Source organism: Cytophagia bacterium CHB2, assembly GCA_030263535.1.
In the GTDB taxonomy this organism is placed as follows: Bacteria; Zhuqueibacterota; Zhuqueibacteria; order Zhuqueibacterales; family Zhuqueibacteraceae; genus Coneutiohabitans.
On sequence record SZPB01000014.1, the window covers coordinates 18,183 to 35,559 of the forward strand.

Here is a 17,377-nt window from a genome sequence, read left to right on the forward strand (position 1 = left end):
TTTCAAAACAAAACCTCAAAATGAACGAATCAGAACCGATCGACATGCCGATTGATGGCGTGCTCGATTTGCACACGTTTCATCCGCGCGATCTCAAAACTCTCGTGCCCGACTATCTCGCGGCCTGCCGCGACCAGGGCATCTTGCACGTGCGCATCATTCACGGCAAGGGCATTGGCGCGTTGCGCGAAACGGTACATGCAATTTTGAAAAAACTTCCGGAAGTTATCTCATTTCAACTGGCAGATGAAAGCGGCGGGGGCTGGGGCGCAACGGTGGTTTATTTGAAAACAAAAGACGAAGGTGAATAAGGCGCAGGCTCTTAGTGTTCCAATATCTTAAAAACGTTGTCGCTCCCGGCCTGTCTAATGGAAGGGATATTGTGAAGTTGCAGACATCATACCGAGTGCTTCACAAGATTCTGCCTGGAGGACATTTCAAGAAAGTGCATCTAAAAACTAACCGCGCATCACAGCCTTTCAAACGAGGCATTATCTCATCACGTGGGGTTGAAAATTTTTCCGATCCAAAGTAAACGCAACAGGAGAAAACCCAGAAATACATTTTCTAAAAAATTTTGCAGTGACCTCCGTTCTCTCCTAGTATCGTTTTTTGATTTCTGCCACCACATCAGAGATTCCGTATTCAACTTATCAAAAAACGGCCCGAGAAAATTCATTCAAACAGTCACCCGCATATTCTCCGCTACCAATTCCGCCAAATCCTTCGTCTCTTCCACCGCCGCGTTGAGCATCATTTTGCATTCCGGGCAAGCGGTGACGAGAATCTTCGCGCCTGAGGCAGCGATTTCTTCCTTGCGGGTTTGATCGACGCGCTTGGCGACTTTTTGCTCGCGCGCAAAACCGGCATTGCCGCCGCCGCAACAAAACGAGCGCTCGCCGTGGCGCGCTAATTCAGTAACTTTGTATCCGGCTTGCGCAATCACCTCGCGCGGCGCGGCATAAACTTTTTCATAACGCCCGAGATAGCAGGGATCGTGATACGTCAACGGCTTGCCGTTGGCCACTTGCAGTTGCAGCTTGCCGCTCGCCAGCAAATCCGTGATAAACTCGGAATGATGAATCGCCTCCACGGAAAACTCGCGCTTCAGCGTAGGATACTCCCGGCGAAACGTGTGCAAGCAATGCGGGCAGGGTGAAATCATCTTCGTCACGGTGTTTTCGGTCAACGCTGAAATGTTTTCATTCGCCAGCGTTTGAAATTGCATTTCCTCGCCCTGCCGGCGCGAATGATGGCCGCTGCACGCCTCTTCTTGCAACACACCGAAATTGATGCGCGCTTGCTTCAAAATCTTAATCATCGCTTCCAAACTGCTGCGCGCGTCTGCGTTGTAAGACCATACACAGCCGAGCCAGAGCAAATATTCAGTTTTGTTTTTTTCATAGAGGGGAATGTCAAGCTCGGCCAGCAGCTTGGCGCGCGCCTCTTTGCGCGCAGCGAAGGGATTGCCGTACTGCTCGACTTTCTCGAGAAATTCCGTGGCCACCATGCCTTTACCGATCGACAACGCTTGTGCGCGCTTGGCGCCCAGCAGCACTTGCAGATGCTCGATGCCTACCGGACAAATATTTTCGCACGCGCCGCAGCTCGTGCATTGGCCCAGCTCGACCTCAGAAATAATGTTGCCGATGACCGGAGAATCTGCTGCCAACGCTAGCGCGTTGCGACCGGCCAGAATGAAGCCGCGCGGATTCAACTCCTGCCCGCTGTTCCATGCCGGGCATTGTTCCGTGCAACGCTTGCACTCGACGCAGGTCAGAAAATCCATGCGCATTTTCCACGGCACGTCGGCAAGGCTTTCCAGGCCGAGCTTCACCTCCTCCGCTTCTGCAAGCTGATCCATATCAAGATTGAGCGGCAAATAATCGCCGAGTCGCGGTGTGCGGAAAAAAATATCCACCGGCGACAGGATGAGGTGCATGTGCTTCGAGCGAATGATGAGATGCGGGAATACGAGAATCACCAGCGCATGCGCCCACCAATTCGCTTTCGGGAACGCCGGCTCGGCTTGATGGCCGTTGAGATAAGTTACCATCAAGATCACAATGAAAAGCGCCACCAGGCCGGAAGTCCACGATTTGGGGTCCGGTGAAATTTTCACCAATACAAATCGCCGGAATGCCAACCCTAGAATCCCGAATATTACAGCCCAGGCAATAATGGCAAGCGCAGATTTGAACAGAGGAAGTCGTTCGCCGAAGATGATTTTCAGGAAGGGTAGATCAAAACCTTTCAGAAAGTGATCGATCGTTTCCAGGCCGAAAATAACAAAACCCAGAAACACCGCCAAGTGCAGCACGCCGGTGATCGGGCGCGCGCCGATGACTTTTGTGTGAAAAAAAACTTCTTTGAAGGTGCGCCATAACCGCGCGCCCACGCGATCGGTGCGCACCCGATCGCTTTTGCCGGCGCGAATCTGCTCAATCTTGCGATAAAAATCTCTTACAAAAAGCGCTAGTGAAGACACAATCAAAACTGCCAACAGCGCTTTTTCCCAAAGTTGAAATGCCATGACAATGATCCCTTCGCGGGAAAGGTTTTACCGGCCTTCGCCCGTTTGCTTGACAAAAAACGGAGGAAGTTATCCGCAACTTGTCAAGTGAATGAACGAACAGACATCGCTTGTCGGAAATTCGGAAAGCGACTCTACTGATAAAACACTTCAAAATTGGCGTCGCGCCGTTTGGGCTTGAAAAATTTCAACAGAATAATGCCAATCACAAAACCGCCGATGTGTGCAAACCAGGCAACGCCGCCGCCTTCGTCAGCGCCGACGGTCGAGACGCCGCCAAATAATTGCAGCACAAACCATTGGCCCAACACCAGAAAAGCCGGAACGCGAAATGTGGTGATATAAAAAATAATCGGAAAGGCGACCAGCACACGCGCGCGCGGATAGGTTACGGCATAGGCGCCCAAGATGCCGGAGATCGCGCCGCTCGCGCCAACCATCGGAATCGTCGAGCCGGGGTCGATCAGGATGTGCGAAAATGCCGCGCCCACCCCGCTCAGCATATAAAAAATCAAATAGCGGATGGAACCGAGCAAGTTCTCAATGTTATCTCCAAAAATAAACAAGTAAAGCATGTTGCCGATGATGTGCATAAGGTTGCCGTGGAGAAACATCGAGGTAAACAAGCCGCTGGCATCTTCACCGTGCATGATCTTTTGCGGAATGGCGCCATATTGATTGATAAATGCCTGGCCGGCTTCCACTGGCAGCAAAAACTGGTGAATAAAAACCACGACATTCACAACAATCAAGATAGTGTTGACGAGAGGGAAGGCCGTGCGAGGGTTATCATCTTTTATGGGAATCATATGCGCTCCTTGGTGCAATAACAGCCGGCAGCGCCGGCGAACTTCAACCTACAGAGCTTTTTTCGAAAAGTCAAGCAAGCCGTTCCAGGCGAACGATGTTGCCGCAGATCAAGCTCGGAGTTTCATGCACGCATAAGCGAGCCACAGCCAGCCGAAAAGAAATGACAAACCGCCGAGGGGCGTAACCGCGCCCAGCCACGTCACTCCCGTTACCGCCAGCACATACAAGCTGCCGGAAAATAAAATAATGCCGCACAAAAAACCCAACGCCGCAGGTTGCAACACCAGATGGGGAGATTGATTTTGCAGCACGCCGACCAGCAGCAAGGCCACGGTGTGAAACATTTGATAATGCACCGCTTTTTCATAGATGTCTTTGCCGTAGGCGCCCAACGTGGCCTTGAGCGCATGCGCACCGAATGCGCCCAGCGCGACGCACAAAAAGCCGGAGAGGCCGGCTATGATCAACCAAAGTTTAGCCATGTTCATCCTTGTAAAAAACGCCGGACCTGCGGCGTGTCAAGACCACAAGCGTGTTCAAGGGTTGGTAAATTCTTTGTCGACGATGTTGATGGCGCCGGGATATTTGAGCGGAACGCCCGAGATCGTCACGCTCGGCGTGGCGGCAAGCGTCAAGCGCGAGGCGCTGCCGCTTTTGCCGGCAATGGCAAACGCCAAATCCAAAATATCTTTATACCCGTTCCCGCCAAAAAACTGAAACAGATCCAACGACATGGTCAATGGAATAATGGTGGCCTGGCCGGTGCCGGGAATTTCAAGCGGACTTGAGATGTCGCCGGAGATGGTTTGCTTTTGATCGATGCTCAGCGTCCACGCAAAGCCGGAGAGCAGCGCGGCCTTTTGCGGGCTGCCGCCGGCGCCGTCATTGGGATTCTTCGCCGCGACATTTAACGTGAAGGCGAGCGGCAGGGATTTCTGCGCAAACGCGGCAGTCAATTTGATGCCGTCTTGCAAGTTGAGCGAGGTGGGATCATTGATCTTTGCCAGATTAACGCCGGCAAGGGTTCCCGGCACAATGCCGTCCAATTTGAACTGCAAGCGTTGCAAATTTACCAAAGCATCAGACATTTGCTGCAATGCGGCGCAACCATGAATGCCAAACACGGCAAGGATCGTGAGCGCCAACAGCATGAATAAACGGCGTAAACGAAGATTCATAGAAATTCCTCATGAATAACAGTTCAACAACCGGGCTTATACAATCCAAATTTTTTACATTCAAAAAATGCTTCGACGATATGCCATTGTTCAATAAAATAGCCGCAAGCAAGATAATCAAGTTCACTTGAGAAGCAAGACCAAGTTCGGGCTTCGACAAGCTCGGCTTCGACAAGCTCGGCTTCGACAAGCTCGGCTTCGACAAGCTCGGCTTCGACAAGCTCAGCCGGCGGTTCGGTTTCGACAGTTCGGGTTCGACAGTTCGGGTTCGACAGTTCGGTTTCGACAGTTCGGTTTCGACAGTTCGGGTTCGACAGGCTCGGCTTCGACAAGCTCAGCCGGCGATTCGGTTTTGACAGTTCGGCTTCGACAGGCTCAGTCGTCGGCAAGTTCAAACTGTTGTTGAAATCAATCTTACTCGCGAGACGGTTTGTTATGCGATGGGCTGCAAGGTTTTGACGAGAACCTTGTCGACGCGATTGCCATCCATGTCGAGAACTTCGAAACGCAAACCACCCCAATCGAAATACTCGCCGGCGGCGGGGATGCGTTCGAGATAAACCATCACGAAGCCGCCGAGTGTTTCGAAATCGCCTTTGTCGTCGCCGGGTAAATAAGTCAAATCGAAGAGTTGCTTGAACTCGTCAATCGGCAGATAACCATCCACCAGCCAAGAGCCGTCGTCACGCTGCAACACTTTCGGTTGCGCCGTCATGCCGGGGTTGGGCACATCTCCCACGATCGCTTCGAGAATATCATTCAAGGTGAGTAAGCCTTGAATTTCACCATATTCATCAATGGCAATGGCAATGTGGGTGCGCGAGACGCGAAACAGCTCGAGCACTTTCAGGATGCGCATTTTTTCGTGCACGAACAACGGCTGGCGCATAATCGCGCGCAGGTCGGGCGATTGGGCATTCAACATCTGCGCTACGAGATCCTTGACGCGCACCACGCCGAGCAGATTATCAAGGCTGCCCTGGCACAGCGGAAAGCGTGAAAATCCGCTGCCCGAAATTTTGCCGCGCATTTCCTCCAGGGAATCATTCAGGTCGAGCCAGATGATATCGCTGCGCGACGTCATGAGCATGCTGACACGGCGATCGCCGAGACGGAAAACACGATCAAAAATGTTCTGCTCGGCTTCTTCAAAGACGCCCGCTTCCGTGCCCTGTTCGATCATTGCTTTGACTTCTTCTTCCGTGATGGTCGGGGCTGCCGGAGGTTTGACGCGAAAGAGCCGCAGCACGGCCTCGGTGGAAAAACTCAGCAAGCGCACAAAAGGCGAGGCCAGGCGGGCGAGCCGCTGCATGCTGTTCGCCATGCCGGCGGCAATCCGCTCGGGATAATATAACGCCAGCCGCTTGGGAACCAATTCACCGAGAATCAAGGAAAGGTAGGTAATGGCCAGCACGACGATGCCTAACGCCAGTGATTCACTATACGGTTGCAGCCACGTCACCTCATTCAATTTAATCATTAGTTTTTCGGCAATCGTCGCGCCGCCGAACACGCCGGCGAATGTGCCAATGAGTGAAATACCGAATTGCACGGTGGAAAGAAAGCGATTGGGATCGTTGGCAAGTTCCAACGCTACGCCCGCCTGTTCATTTCCTTCTTCCGCCAATTGTTCCAGCCGCAGCTTGCGCGCCGAAACCAACGCCGTTTCCGACATGGCGAAAACGCCGTTCAATAGGATCAAAACAAGAATAAAAAAAACTTCCAAACCCATAATGGCCCTCTCACAGACACATAAAACAAATGGCGCCGATGGTTTCAAAACTGGCTTGAAATCGAGGGGCGTTCCGGCAGAACGCCTGCGGCAAAATAAACAAGTTTGAGGGAGAATTCAAGTTTCCGGAGCAGGAAAATGCGGTACAGGTGAGAGCATTGTTGTCTGCTATGGGGTGACGAAAAAAATCTCTGCGGGATGGCAAGTTTGTGTGCGAAAACTTTCTAATTTTTGTTTAACAGCTATGCCCGTTTTGGGGCAAGCCAAGAAATCGCCGCATGTCGCGCGGGGCGGCCGCGAGAAAACGTTTTCACGAATCGAACTTTAAAAACAGCAAGAGCTTTTTAAATGGATTTCAGTGGAAGCCATGTTTTGATGCCGTGTTGACAACACACCCTCTCAATTTTTGGGCTCGGTCTTGAGCAACAGTGTTTGCAGAGCCGCGACCTGCCGCCGCAATTCGGTGATTTCCTGCGCCAATTCCGAATTGCCGGCGAGCCACTCCGTGCGCTCGTCGCGACGCTCTTGTTGCATTTCCGCTTCGTGTTGCGCCTGCATAGTGTTCACAATGATGGCGATGAACAAATTGAGCACAGCAAAGCTGGTAACCACGATGAAGGGCAGGAAAAACACCCACGCCCAGGGATAGACTTCCATCACCGGCCGGACGATGCCCGACGACCAGTTGTCGAACGTCATGATTTCAAACAGCGAATACATCGAGCGGCCGATGGTGCCGAACCATTCGGCGAAGCGCGCGCCGAACAACTGATTTGCCAGCACGGCCGTGACATAATAAACCAACAGCAACACCGCCAGAATCGAAGCCATGCTTGGAATTGCGGCGAGCAGGGCTTGCACTACCGCGCGCAATTTGGGAACAACCGAGAACAAGCGCAGCACTCGAAAAATTCGGAAGGCGCGCAGCACGGAAAGATTGCCTGCGCCCGGCACGAGTGAAATGCCGATGATGACGAAATCGAACCAATTCCAACCGCTGGCGAAGAAGCGGAGGCCATAGACCACGATTTTGGCGGTCAGCTCGACCACGAAGATCAGCAGCGCGAGGCGATCAATCGCGGTCAAAACCGGTCCCCATGCCGCCATCGCCCATGCTGAGGTTTCCAAGCCCAGGGTGATGGCATTGAGCACGATCACGGCCGTGATGAAGTGTTGTGTGCGGGTCGATTCGACTATCGCTTTGAGGCGCTCGGACACCTTTGCTTGTTCCCTTCCTGTTATGTGAGGCCAAAACTGATCGGCTGATTTGATCAACTTTGAAAGGCCAGCTTCCAGCCGCGGGGCTTCTCACCGGCGAGCGCGCTTTGAATCATGACGAATTCGCCGATGTTGTCCATCGTCACCAGGCCGACCATTTTGCCCTGTTGCAGCACCGGCAGGGTGTGGCATTGACACGTTTGCAAACGGGCCATTGCGCCTTCGAGCATTTCGCTCGCTTCCACGGTTTCAAACTCGCGCTGCATCACGTCGCGTACGAAGGCATTCTTCCCGAATTTTCCGAGCGCCATCAGCAAATCGCCGCGCGTGAGCACGCCCACGACTTTCCCCTCGTCGACCACGGGAAAATCTTGTTGTGAACCTGCCAGAATCAACTCAATCGCGCGGTTGAGCGTGTCGTTGCTGGAGAGCGTTTGGAAGTTGGTGAGCATAGCCAGCTTCACCGGAATGCCGCCGACCGCGGTTTTCATCTGCACCATGCCGGCCTCCTGCGCCGCGCCGATCAACACAAAGAAGGCGATGAACAGCAGAAAGGGGTTGGTGAACAGTCCGATGAATCCGAACAGGAAGGCCATGCCCTGGCCGATGCCCGCGGCAATTTGTGTCGCGCGCGCATAGCCTTTGCGGGTGGCGAGCAGGGCGCGCAAAACGCGGCCGCCGTCCATCGGGAAGGCCGGCAGCATGTTGAACAGAACGAGCCAGATATTCACGATCATCAGTCGCTCGAGGAACGAGCCGCTGGTGACCGTGAGACCGTCAAATGGCTCGAAGGTGTTGGTCACCACCAGCCAAACGAATAAGGCGATGGCGATCACAACATTCACGGCCGGACCGGCGAGCGCGACCCACAATTCCTGGCGGGGATCATCTGGCATGCGCTCCAGCCGGGCGACGCCGCCGATGGGCAGCAGGGTGATGTCGCGCGTTTTGATGCCGTATTTTTTCGCGGTCAAGGCGTGGCCAAATTCATGCAAAAGCACGCAGCCAAAGAGCGCGAGGATGAATCCTACACCGGAGACCAGCATGCTCAGGCTGTAGCCTTGCAACCAGTGCATCACGGCAATAAAACCAATCAACAACAGGAAGGTAGCATGCAGATAAACGCCGATGCCGAAATACTCTCCAATTTTCCATGACCATTTCATAGGTATCTCTCCTTTCCATCAACTCAAAGTAATTCATGCTTCATCTGCGGGGGTGGCGGGCTTGCCGCGCCGGCGCGTGCGCCAGGCATGCGCCGCCACGAGTATCAACGTCAAAGCGACTAAAGGGGTAATGTATTCGAACATGATCAAACTGAACTCATCGAGATGATCGTGGCCGGTGGCATCTAGAATCAGATAAAGCGTGTACGCAATGTAATAGGCAAAAAACAGCGCGCCTTCGCGGCGGCCAATGCGGAAGCCGGTGAAGAAAACCGGCAGGCAGGCGAGCGCAACGGCAATCATCACGGGAATATCGAAACGCAGAGCTGCGGGCGGTACTGCCACGCCGCTCGGCGCGAGCAGGCTGACGAGTCCGAGCACAGCCAAAATGTTAAAGATGTTGCTGCCCACCACGTTGCCAACCGCAATGTCGCGCTCACCGCGCATGCTGGCAATGATCGACGTCGCGACTTCCGGTAAAGAGGTGCCGGCAGCGATGATGGTCAGGCCAATGATCAACTCGCTCAAGCCCAGCGCTTGCGCCACCGCGACAGCCCCTTCCACCAGCCAGTGTGAACCCAGCACCAGCATACCCAGGCCGGCAACAATCAACGCAAGATTCACCGGCCATTTGGAAGAACGGCCGGCGGCGCCATACTCTTTTTCATATTCATCTTTGACCTGTTGATTCTCCTTGCGGCTCTGCCGAATTGCCCAGACCACATATGCGATATTGATCGAGAAGAACAGCAGGCCATCGAGGCGGCTGAGGGTGCCGTCCAGCGCCAGCAGCAGCAGCAAAAGCGACACCGCGATCATCAGCGGCACATCGAGGCGAACCAGTTGCTGCGAAACGACCAGCGGAGCAATCATGGCAGAAAGACCGAGAATGAACAGCACGTTGAAAATGTTGCTGCCGACAACGTTGCCCAGCGCAAGGTCAGCCTGGCCGGTGAAAGCGGATTGAATGCTGACCGCCAGTTCAGGCGAGCTGGTGCCGTAGGCCACCACCGTCAGTCCGATCACCAAGGGCGAAATGCCGAGCGCGGCTGCCAACCGTGAAGAGCCTTTCACCAGGGCCTCGGCGCCGACGATCAGCAAGACCAAACCCAAAACGAACAACACCAGCACCATCGTATCCATGAATCCCATTCTCTCCAATAAGGCTGCTCAACATGATTGTGGCCGTCCTTTCAGTGCCGCGTGCCTGCGCAGTGTTCAGGCGCTCGGCGTTGCACTGCCGCTCGGCGCCGCTGCCCTCGTGTCTGGCCGCGCGGGCGTAGCCACACCTGTCAGTTCCTGTTGGTCATGATCATAACGGCCTTGCAGCTCGTCGCGGCAGGTTCCCGGCCACAGGTCCGGCCCGGCGAGGTAGGCCGCGCGTGCGATTTTATGCGCGGCCACCGGCGCGGTCAAAATCAAAAAGACAATGATGGCGGTAATGCGTGCGGTGATGGCAAAGTCATTGAAGTGCAATGCCGCGGCCAGCATCACGCAAATGACGCCAAGTGTTGCGGCCTTGGACGTCGCCGACATGCGCAGATAGAGGTCGGGCATGCGCACCACGCCGATCGCGGCGAGCAGCATGAAAACCGCGCCGATGATCATGAGAATCAAACTAATCAGATCTGCCATCTCCAGATTTTCTCCTTTCCACATATGCCGCAAACGCGATGGTGCCCACGAAGGAAATCAACGCCACGACAATTGCAACATCGAGAAACACCGGTTGCTCGGCGCCAATGCCGTAGGCGGCAATGATGCCGATGCCGATGGTGGTAATCAAATCGAGCGCTACCACACGGTCAGGCAGGCCCGGTCCGCGCAACAAACGAATAAAGGCGAACACAATGGCGAGGCTGAGCAACGGCACGACGATCAACAACGTGAATGTCTGCAGATTCATTCGAACACCTCCCGGATGCGGCGTTCAAAACCCTGTTTGGTGTCCCGCCGGAATTGTTCGGGATCTTCCAGGTGCATGGCGTGTACGTAGAGCACGCGCCGATCGGAGGAAATATCCAGGCTCATGGTGCCCGGTGTAAGGGTGATCAGATTGGCCAGCAGCGTGATCTCAGCATCGGTTTTCACGTCCAGCGGAATGGCCACGATCCCGGGACGCAAGCGCTTGAGCGGAGACAGCACGCTGATCGCGACCCGAATGTTTGCCACGATCACTTCCCAGGTAAAAAACGCCAGCAGCCCGAGTACGCGCGGCACTTTCACAAAATATTGTTCCGTGCCCACATGGCTGCGCAACAGCCAAAGCATAAGATAACCCAGGCCAAAGCCGAAGAAGAAATTGACCGGGTTCAATTCGCCAGTGAGGGCGACCCAGGCGAGCGCCAAAAAGACATTGAGCAGCAACATAATTTCAATCGGCTCCCAAAACCGTTTCAATGTATTCCGCGGGATTGAGCAATTGCGCGGCTGCGCGTTCGGCCAGCGCAAACACCGGCTCTGCCAGCAACCCGATGGCCACCGTCAACACCGCGAGTGCGGTAATCGGCGCCAACAGCCCGCGATAGCTGCGTTGCGGCGTCTGGCCGGCGGCCTGCGGCTCGGCGTGCGCCGGCTCCTCGTGTTTCCAAAAGGCCGCAGCCCAAATCTTCATCATCGAGAACACCGTCAACAAGCTCACGGCCAACGCGGTGATGACGATGAGGTATTCTTCCGTTTGCAAACCTGCTTTCATCAGCACGAATTTCGCCCAGAAGCCAGAAAGCGGCGGCACACCGGCAAGCGACAGCGCGGGAATCAAAAATAGAATCGCCAGGCCGGGCGCAGCGCGATAAAGGCCACCGAGTTTGTCAAGCTCGTAGCTGCCGCGCAGATGATGCACCGCGCCGCCCACCAGAAACAAGTTGGTCTTGACGATGATGTGATGAACCAAATAGAAAACCGTTCCGGCCAGCGCCAGCGAGGTGAACAACGCCAGTCCCATGATCATGTAACCGATCTGGCTCACGATGTGAAACGAAAGAATGCGTCGGATTTCCTGTTGCGCGGCTGCGCCCAATACGCCGGTGATCATGGTCAAGCCGGCAATCAACAAAATGAGTTGGTGCGTAAAGCCGGTATCTTGTACAAACAGCAGCGTGAACACCCGAATCAACGCGTACACGCCGACTTTGGTGAGCAAGCCGGCGAAGATCGCCGACACCGCGATGGGCGGCGTGTGATAGGAAGCCGGCAGCCAGAAGAAGAGCGGAAACACTGCCGCCTTGATGCCGAATGCCACCAAAAACAACATGGCCAGCGCCATCACCAGGCCCGGCCGATCGAGCATGCTCAACTGGCGCGCGAGATCGGCCATGTTCAACGTGCCGGCCACGCCGTAGAGCATGCCGACGGCCGCGAGAAACAAGGCGGAGGATACCAAATTGAGTGTGACGTATTTGATCGCGCCCTCGAGTTGCGGCCGCTCGCCGCCCAATGCCACCAGCACGAAGGAGGCAATCAGCAATACTTCGAACCAAACATAGAGATTGAAAATATCGCCGGTGAGAAATGCGCCGCACACGCCCATCAGCAAAACTTGCAACAGAGGATAATAACCGAACGATTCCCGGCGCGCGTCGATGCTGAACAGCGAATAGACGGCCACCGCAAATCCCATCAAGCCGGCGAGCACAACCATGATAGCGCTGAGCAAATCGGCAACCAACGTGATGCCGAAGGGCGCGGGCCAGTTGCCGATCTGCGTGGCTTGAATGCCGGCGCGCGAAACGGATACGAGCAGCCACACGGCAACTGCCAACAGCGCCGCCGCGCCGGCAAGGTTCAAGCCGCGCTGCACACGACGGTAATTCCAAAACAACAGCGCGAGAATCGCGGTGGCCAGCGGAATCAGGATGGGCAAAACCAGCAGGGCATTCATGAGCAGAGGTGATATTCTTTCATTAGTATTTTCAAAATCAAATCGCCGCCAAAAAAGCAAAGAGTTTTTCGATGCGTGCCGTTTCGACCTGTATTTATGCGGATCTCATGACAATTCCGGAAATCCTCAACTTCTCAATATTGGGTAAAAGAATTCACGCAGAGACGCAAAGCCGCAAAGTTTCGCAAAGATTTTCTAATACTACAACGTTGAGTCGAATTCTATGGCACAGACAAATAGTCCCAAAGGGGCGAAATGTAGAAGCGAAGGGCAACGCCCTGGAAAATCGGTAATCATGAGTTATCACCAAGCCCCAGCGGGGCGCCATAGAACTACGTCAGGAATGCCGCCCCTTCAGGGCTATGTGCGATAGATTTTATCGGTTCCCAGGGCGCTGCCCGTGGGCTATCACATGCGACCCCGTTGGGGTCAAGCTGGCCTTTTGGAGAAAACATTGTGTACTTAACGTTGTAGTACGAATCATTTGTCGTTTTCATCCCTAAAAGACTGAAATCAATTTTTTGCGCATCTTTACATCTCTGCCACAATGTGTTCAGTCTCAAGTATCGGTCGACTTCATTTCATCCAAATCATCCGTGCCCACGGTTTGATAGGCGCGCTTGAGCAGCACCAACGCGAAGGCCTGCACGCCAAAGCCAATGACGATGGCGGTCAAGATCAAGGCTTGCGGCAGCGGATCGGCAAAAGGCTCGATCGGCGCCATTGCGCCGGGCAGCACGATGGGCGGCTGACTGGGCGTGAGGCGTCCCACCGTGAACACCAGCAGATTCGCGGCGTGGCCCAGGATGGCAAGTCCGAGAATCAACTTGACGATGCTGCGGCGCAACATCAAATACAAGCCGGCGGCATACAGCCCGCCAATCACCACAGCCAGCACGGTTTCCATTCACTCCTCCGCCAGCGTGAGGATGATGGTCAGAATGATGCCGACCACCACCAGATAAACGCCGGCATCGAACAACACCGGCGTGCCGAGTTTGCCCAGAACCGGTACGGCTTGTTTGTGCCAAAGTCCGGTCATGAACGGCTTTCCCTGCAGCAGGGAAAGCAAGCCGCTGCTCAACGCGACGAACAAGCCCGCGCCGATCAACACGCGCGGATCAACGCGCAGGGTTTGGCGCACTTTTTCCACGCCTTCGGCAATGGCATAAAGTGCAAACGCGGCGGCGGCCACCAGGCCACCTACAAAACCGCCGCCCGGCTCGTTGTGCCCGCGCACCAACAAAAAAAAGGAGAACAACAGCAGCAACGGCAGCAGAGAGCGCGCAGCAACGGAAAGAATCAGTGATTGCATGATCAATTCTCCTTCTTCTCGGCCAGGCGCAACTTCAGCAGGGCATAAACGCCGATCGCCGCCACTGCCAGCACGGTGATTTCGCCCAGCGTGTCCATGCCGCGAAAATCCACGAGAATCACATTGACGATGTTGCGGCCGTTGGCGGCAGTCAGGCTGTTTTCGGCAAAGAAGCTGGTCAAACGTGAACGCAGCGGGGCCGCGGTAACGGCCAGCACCAGCAGCGTCATCAATCCGCCGGCAGCCAGCGCGATCAGGGCATCGCGCAGGCGCGCGCTGGGCCGCGAAAAGGTTGCAAAGCGCGGCAGTTTGTAGAGCACGAGCACGAAGATGATCACCGAAAGGGTTTCGATGGCGAATTGTGTCATCGCCAAATCCGGCGCGCCGTAGAGCACAAAAAGCAAGGCGATGCTGAAGCCGATTACGCCGAGCGCAGCCACGGCCGCGAGCCGCGAGCTGGAGCGCACGACGGCAACCGCGGATGCCAGCATAATCGCCGCGATGATCCATTCATAAGATTGCGCTACGGGCAACGAGGGCAGAAGCGGCAGGGCGGCGCGGCTGACCAAAGCATAGCCGGTAAGCCCGATCGTGGTGAGGATGATCATGAGCAAGTACGAACGCAAATAACCGCTCTGCAGCAGGCGCGTTTGCCACTGTGCCATGCCGTTGAGTCCCTGCAAAAACCATTCGTACCATTGCTGCGGACCAACGCGGGCGAGCCAGAAGAGCGGCTGCGTCGCACGCTGGACGAAACGCCGGAAAACATAAGCCAGGATGCCGCACGCGACGGTGAGCACGCTCAGCGCCAGCACCGGATTGAGGCCATGCCACAGCGCGAGCTTGACTTCGGTCGCCTCAGCGCGCACCGCGCTGACCGCCGTTGCAATGAAATACTGTGCGGTGATGTCCGGCGCCAGGCCGATGATCAGACCCAAGATGGCGAGCGTCACCGGGCCGAGCAACAAAGTCACGGGCGCTTCGTGCGGCGTCTGCGGCATTGCCGTTTTGCGGCCAAAGAAAGGCCGCAGCAGCACCAATGCGGCAATCGCGACCATTAAGGCATTGGCCAGCACGCCGGCGCTGGTGATCCAGAACGCGGCGCGCGGGGCCTCGAGTTTGGCCTCGTAAAGCAATTCTTTGCTGATGAAACCGAGCATGGGCGGCAGTCCTGCCATCGACAGCGCGGCAAGTGTCACCGCCAGAGTGGTGAGCGGCATGAAGCGCCGCAAACCGCTCAATTCGCGCAGGTCGCGCGTGCCGGTTTCGTGATCGACCGCGCCGGCAATCATGAACAATGCGCCTTTATAGAGGGAATGCACAATCAGAAAAACCATGGCGGCTTTGGCGGCTAGCGTGGTGTTGATGCCGAGCAGCAGGGTGAGCGCGCCCAGCGTGCTTACGGTGGTGTATGCCAGGATTTTTTTCAAATCTGTTTGCGGAAAGGCGAGCAGGGCTCCACCCAGCATCGTCGCAGCGCCGGCGAGCGTGACGAGATAATGCCAGGACTCGGTGCCGCCGAGAACCGGACTCAGGCGCGCAAGCAGGTAGATGCCCGCTTTCACCATCGTGGCGGAATGCAAGTACGCGCTCACCGGCGCCGGCGCTTCCATGGCATTGGGCAGCCAGAAATGAAACGGCACTTGCGCAGATTTGGTGAATGCGCCCGCCAGAACCAACAACAGCAACGGCAGGTAGAGCTCATGGCCGCGCACGAGATCGCCGCGCTGCAGCAATTCGGAAAGCTCGAAGCTGCCGCCGATGTTGCCCAGCAACAGCAGGCCGGCGAGCAGCGCCAAGCCGCCGCCGCCCGTCACCAGCAGCGCCTGCAAAGCCGCCTTGCGCGCCTCTTCCCGGTGATGATCGAACCCGATGAGCAGATAGGAACTCAGGCTGGTCAATTCCCAAAACACAAACAGGGTGATGAGATTGTCTGCCAGAACCACGCCCAACATGGCGGCCATGAACAGCAAGAGGTAGAAGTAAAAACGTCCCAGCAGCGCATGCCCGGCGAGATAGCCGCTCGCATAGACCAAGATCAACGCGCCAATGCCCGTGATCAGCAACGCAAATAGCAGCGAAAGACCATCAACCAGAAATGAAAAATTGACGGCCAGGCTGGGCACCCAGTTGAATGAGAGTATCGCGCTTTCGCCGGCGGCCACCCGTCCGGTGAGGCCAAGCAAGTATATCATCACACTTGCCGGCAGAATCGCCAGGACCCAGCCGGCAGCCGGATGATGCCAGATCGAGCCATGCTCGGCATGCGATTCCGCAGAGGGCGAATGATTGATTAGTCGCGGCATGGTCATCATCCGGTCGAATCAATGGTTTCAGGTTTCGATTGCGGCACTTCGGGCGGAAGCGTGACCGGCGCCTGCGGCCGCGGCCAGAGCAATGAAGCCACGACGGATATCAGTAAAATGGCAGCCACAACTCCCAGAGAAATACCTATTGGAATTTTATAAAAATCCACCAGCATCATTTTGGCGCCCACGAAAGCCAGAATGGCAGCGAGACCGTAGTTGAGATAGTGGAACAACGGCATGATGCCGGCCAGGGCAAAGTACAGCGAGCGCAGCCCCAGAATCGCAAAGACGTTGGAAGTATAAACGATGAAGGGATCCAGCGTAATCGCGAGAATCGCGGGAATAGAATCGACCGCAAAGATCAGATCGGTAGTTTCCACCAGCAGGAGTACGACGAACAGCGGCGTGGCAAAATAGCGCCCGGCTTGTTTCACGAAGAAATCGCCGCCGTGATAACGATCCGTGACGGGCATGAGCCTGCGGAACAGGCGCAACAACGGATTTTTCTCCGGATGAATTTCCTTGTCTTTTTGCCACGCCATTTTCACGCCGGTCAAAATGAGAAAAGCGCCGAAGACATAGATGATCCAGTGAAAACGCTCGATCAGCGCCACGCCGGAGGCGATGAAAATCGCGCGCATCACCAGCGCGCCGAGAATTCCCCAAAACAGCACTTTGTGTTGATAAAGAGCCGGCACGCCGAAATAGGCAAAAATCATGATGAAGACGAAGATGTTGTCAACGCTCAACGACTTCTCGATGAGATAGCCGGTGAGGAATTCGAGCGCGACCTTTTGGCCCTGCCAGAAGTAGATGCCGAGGTTGAAGAGCAGCGCCAACGCAATCCACACCGCGCTCCACAGCAGCGCCTCTTTCGTCTTCACGACATGCGCTTTGCGGTGAAACACGCCCAAATCCAGGGCGAGCATCAACAACACGAACACATTGAAACCAACCCACAACAAAATCTGATTCGACATACCGGCTCCTTCTTAAAACAAATATCGCAGAACATGCGCGCGTTTGCAAGTAAAAACTCGCGCGCTGGCATTCGACGTCTTCTCCTCAACTGAACGGCTGGGATCAGAAGTCGAAAATATCATCGAGAAACGATTTGCGTTTGCGTTTGTAATGGCCTGATTGATTATCCTCACGATCATGGTAACGGCGGCGATCATCATCGTCGTCGTCATCGTAACGATCCCGGCCCGGCATCGCGGTTGCCGAACGTTCGAT

General features: G+C 55.4%; 18 protein-coding genes. 2 read left to right on the forward strand and 16 right to left on the reverse strand.

The window, feature by feature from the left end; translation table 11 throughout:
• Nucleotides 1-20 precede the first annotated feature (20 nt).
• The gene (locus FBQ85_02970; protein MDL1874125.1) at nucleotides 21-311 is read left to right on the forward strand and encodes a DNA mismatch repair protein MutS; all 291 of its coding nucleotides are present in this window, start codon (nucleotides 21-23) and stop codon (nucleotides 309-311) included.
• A gap of 368 nt (nucleotides 312-679) precedes the next feature.
• On the opposite strand, the gene FBQ85_02975 is transcribed toward FBQ85_02970, so the two are convergent.
• The 4 genes from FBQ85_02975 to FBQ85_02990 form a co-directional block, all read right to left on the reverse strand.
• On the reverse strand, nucleotides 680-2,533 hold the full coding sequence (locus tag FBQ85_02975) for a 4Fe-4S dicluster domain-containing protein (GenBank protein MDL1874126.1): 1,854 nt from the start codon (nucleotides 2,531-2,533) through the stop codon (nucleotides 680-682).
• A 134-nt stretch (nucleotides 2,534-2,667) separates the two neighbouring features.
• Nucleotides 2,668-3,342: a rhomboid family intramembrane serine protease gene (locus FBQ85_02980; protein MDL1874127.1), complete on the reverse strand. Its 675-nt coding sequence runs from the start codon at nucleotides 3,340-3,342 to the stop codon at nucleotides 2,668-2,670.
• A gap of 108 nt (nucleotides 3,343-3,450) precedes the next feature.
• The gene (locus FBQ85_02985; protein MDL1874128.1) at nucleotides 3,451-3,831 is read right to left on the reverse strand and encodes a DUF423 domain-containing protein; all 381 of its coding nucleotides are present in this window, start codon (nucleotides 3,829-3,831) and stop codon (nucleotides 3,451-3,453) included.
• A 48-nt stretch (nucleotides 3,832-3,879) separates the two neighbouring features.
• Nucleotides 3,880-4,521, reverse strand: coding sequence for a hypothetical protein (locus FBQ85_02990; GenBank protein ID MDL1874129.1), 642 nt, complete (start codon nucleotides 4,519-4,521; stop codon nucleotides 3,880-3,882).
• Between the two features lie 127 nt (nucleotides 4,522-4,648).
• Here FBQ85_02990 and FBQ85_02995 point away from each other — a divergent pair, with 127 nt between their 5' ends.
• Nucleotides 4,649-4,927, forward strand: coding sequence for a hypothetical protein (locus tag FBQ85_02995; protein MDL1874130.1), 279 nt, complete (start codon nucleotides 4,649-4,651; stop codon nucleotides 4,925-4,927).
• Between the two features lie 27 nt (nucleotides 4,928-4,954).
• On the opposite strand, the gene FBQ85_03000 is transcribed toward FBQ85_02995, so the two are convergent.
• From FBQ85_03000 to FBQ85_03055, 12 genes are all read right to left on the reverse strand, one after another.
• Entirely contained in the window at nucleotides 4,955-6,253 is a 1,299-nt protein-coding gene (locus FBQ85_03000) for an HlyC/CorC family transporter (protein ID MDL1874131.1), read from the reverse strand.
• A gap of 399 nt (nucleotides 6,254-6,652) precedes the next feature.
• Complete coding sequence (locus FBQ85_03005) at nucleotides 6,653-7,471, reverse strand: ion transporter (protein MDL1874132.1); 819 nt, start codon at nucleotides 7,469-7,471, stop codon at nucleotides 6,653-6,655.
• A gap of 53 nt (nucleotides 7,472-7,524) precedes the next feature.
• Complete coding sequence (locus FBQ85_03010; protein MDL1874133.1) at nucleotides 7,525-8,637, reverse strand: site-2 protease family protein; 1,113 nt, start codon at nucleotides 8,635-8,637, stop codon at nucleotides 7,525-7,527.
• Between the two features lie 33 nt (nucleotides 8,638-8,670).
• A complete protein-coding gene (locus tag FBQ85_03015; GenBank protein ID MDL1874134.1) occupies nucleotides 8,671-9,780 on the reverse strand; it encodes a calcium/sodium antiporter in 1,110 nt (369 codons plus the stop codon).
• 75 nt (nucleotides 9,781-9,855) lie between these two features.
• Nucleotides 9,856-10,272 (reverse strand): monovalent cation/H(+) antiporter subunit G, encoded by a 417-nt coding sequence (locus FBQ85_03020; protein MDL1874135.1) that lies wholly within the window; start codon nucleotides 10,270-10,272, stop codon nucleotides 9,856-9,858.
• Nucleotides 10,256-10,543, reverse strand: coding sequence for a cation:proton antiporter (locus FBQ85_03025; protein MDL1874136.1), 288 nt, complete (start codon nucleotides 10,541-10,543; stop codon nucleotides 10,256-10,258). Before FBQ85_03025 ends, FBQ85_03020 begins: the two co-directional genes overlap by 17 nt.
• Nucleotides 10,540-11,007: a Na+/H+ antiporter subunit E gene (locus tag FBQ85_03030; GenBank protein MDL1874137.1), complete on the reverse strand. Its 468-nt coding sequence runs from the start codon at nucleotides 11,005-11,007 to the stop codon at nucleotides 10,540-10,542. The genes FBQ85_03025 and FBQ85_03030 overlap by 4 nt, the downstream gene beginning before the upstream one ends.
• 4 nt (nucleotides 11,008-11,011) lie before the next feature.
• Complete coding sequence (locus tag FBQ85_03035; protein MDL1874138.1) at nucleotides 11,012-12,517, reverse strand: Na+/H+ antiporter subunit D; 1,506 nt, start codon at nucleotides 12,515-12,517, stop codon at nucleotides 11,012-11,014.
• 559 nt (nucleotides 12,518-13,076) lie between these two features.
• Nucleotides 13,077-13,424: a Na+/H+ antiporter subunit C gene (locus tag FBQ85_03040; GenBank protein MDL1874139.1), complete on the reverse strand. Its 348-nt coding sequence runs from the start codon at nucleotides 13,422-13,424 to the stop codon at nucleotides 13,077-13,079.
• Nucleotides 13,425-13,832 (reverse strand): Na+/H+ antiporter subunit B, encoded by a 408-nt coding sequence (locus tag FBQ85_03045; protein MDL1874140.1) that lies wholly within the window; start codon nucleotides 13,830-13,832, stop codon nucleotides 13,425-13,427.
• Between the two features lie 2 nt (nucleotides 13,833-13,834).
• Nucleotides 13,835-16,138 (reverse strand): putative monovalent cation/H+ antiporter subunit A, encoded by a 2,304-nt coding sequence (locus FBQ85_03050; GenBank protein ID MDL1874141.1) that lies wholly within the window; start codon nucleotides 16,136-16,138, stop codon nucleotides 13,835-13,837.
• A 5-nt stretch (nucleotides 16,139-16,143) separates the two neighbouring features.
• Entirely contained in the window at nucleotides 16,144-17,121 is a 978-nt protein-coding gene (locus FBQ85_03055; GenBank protein ID MDL1874142.1) for a TerC family protein, read from the reverse strand.
• Nucleotides 17,122-17,377: the final 256 nt, after the last annotated feature.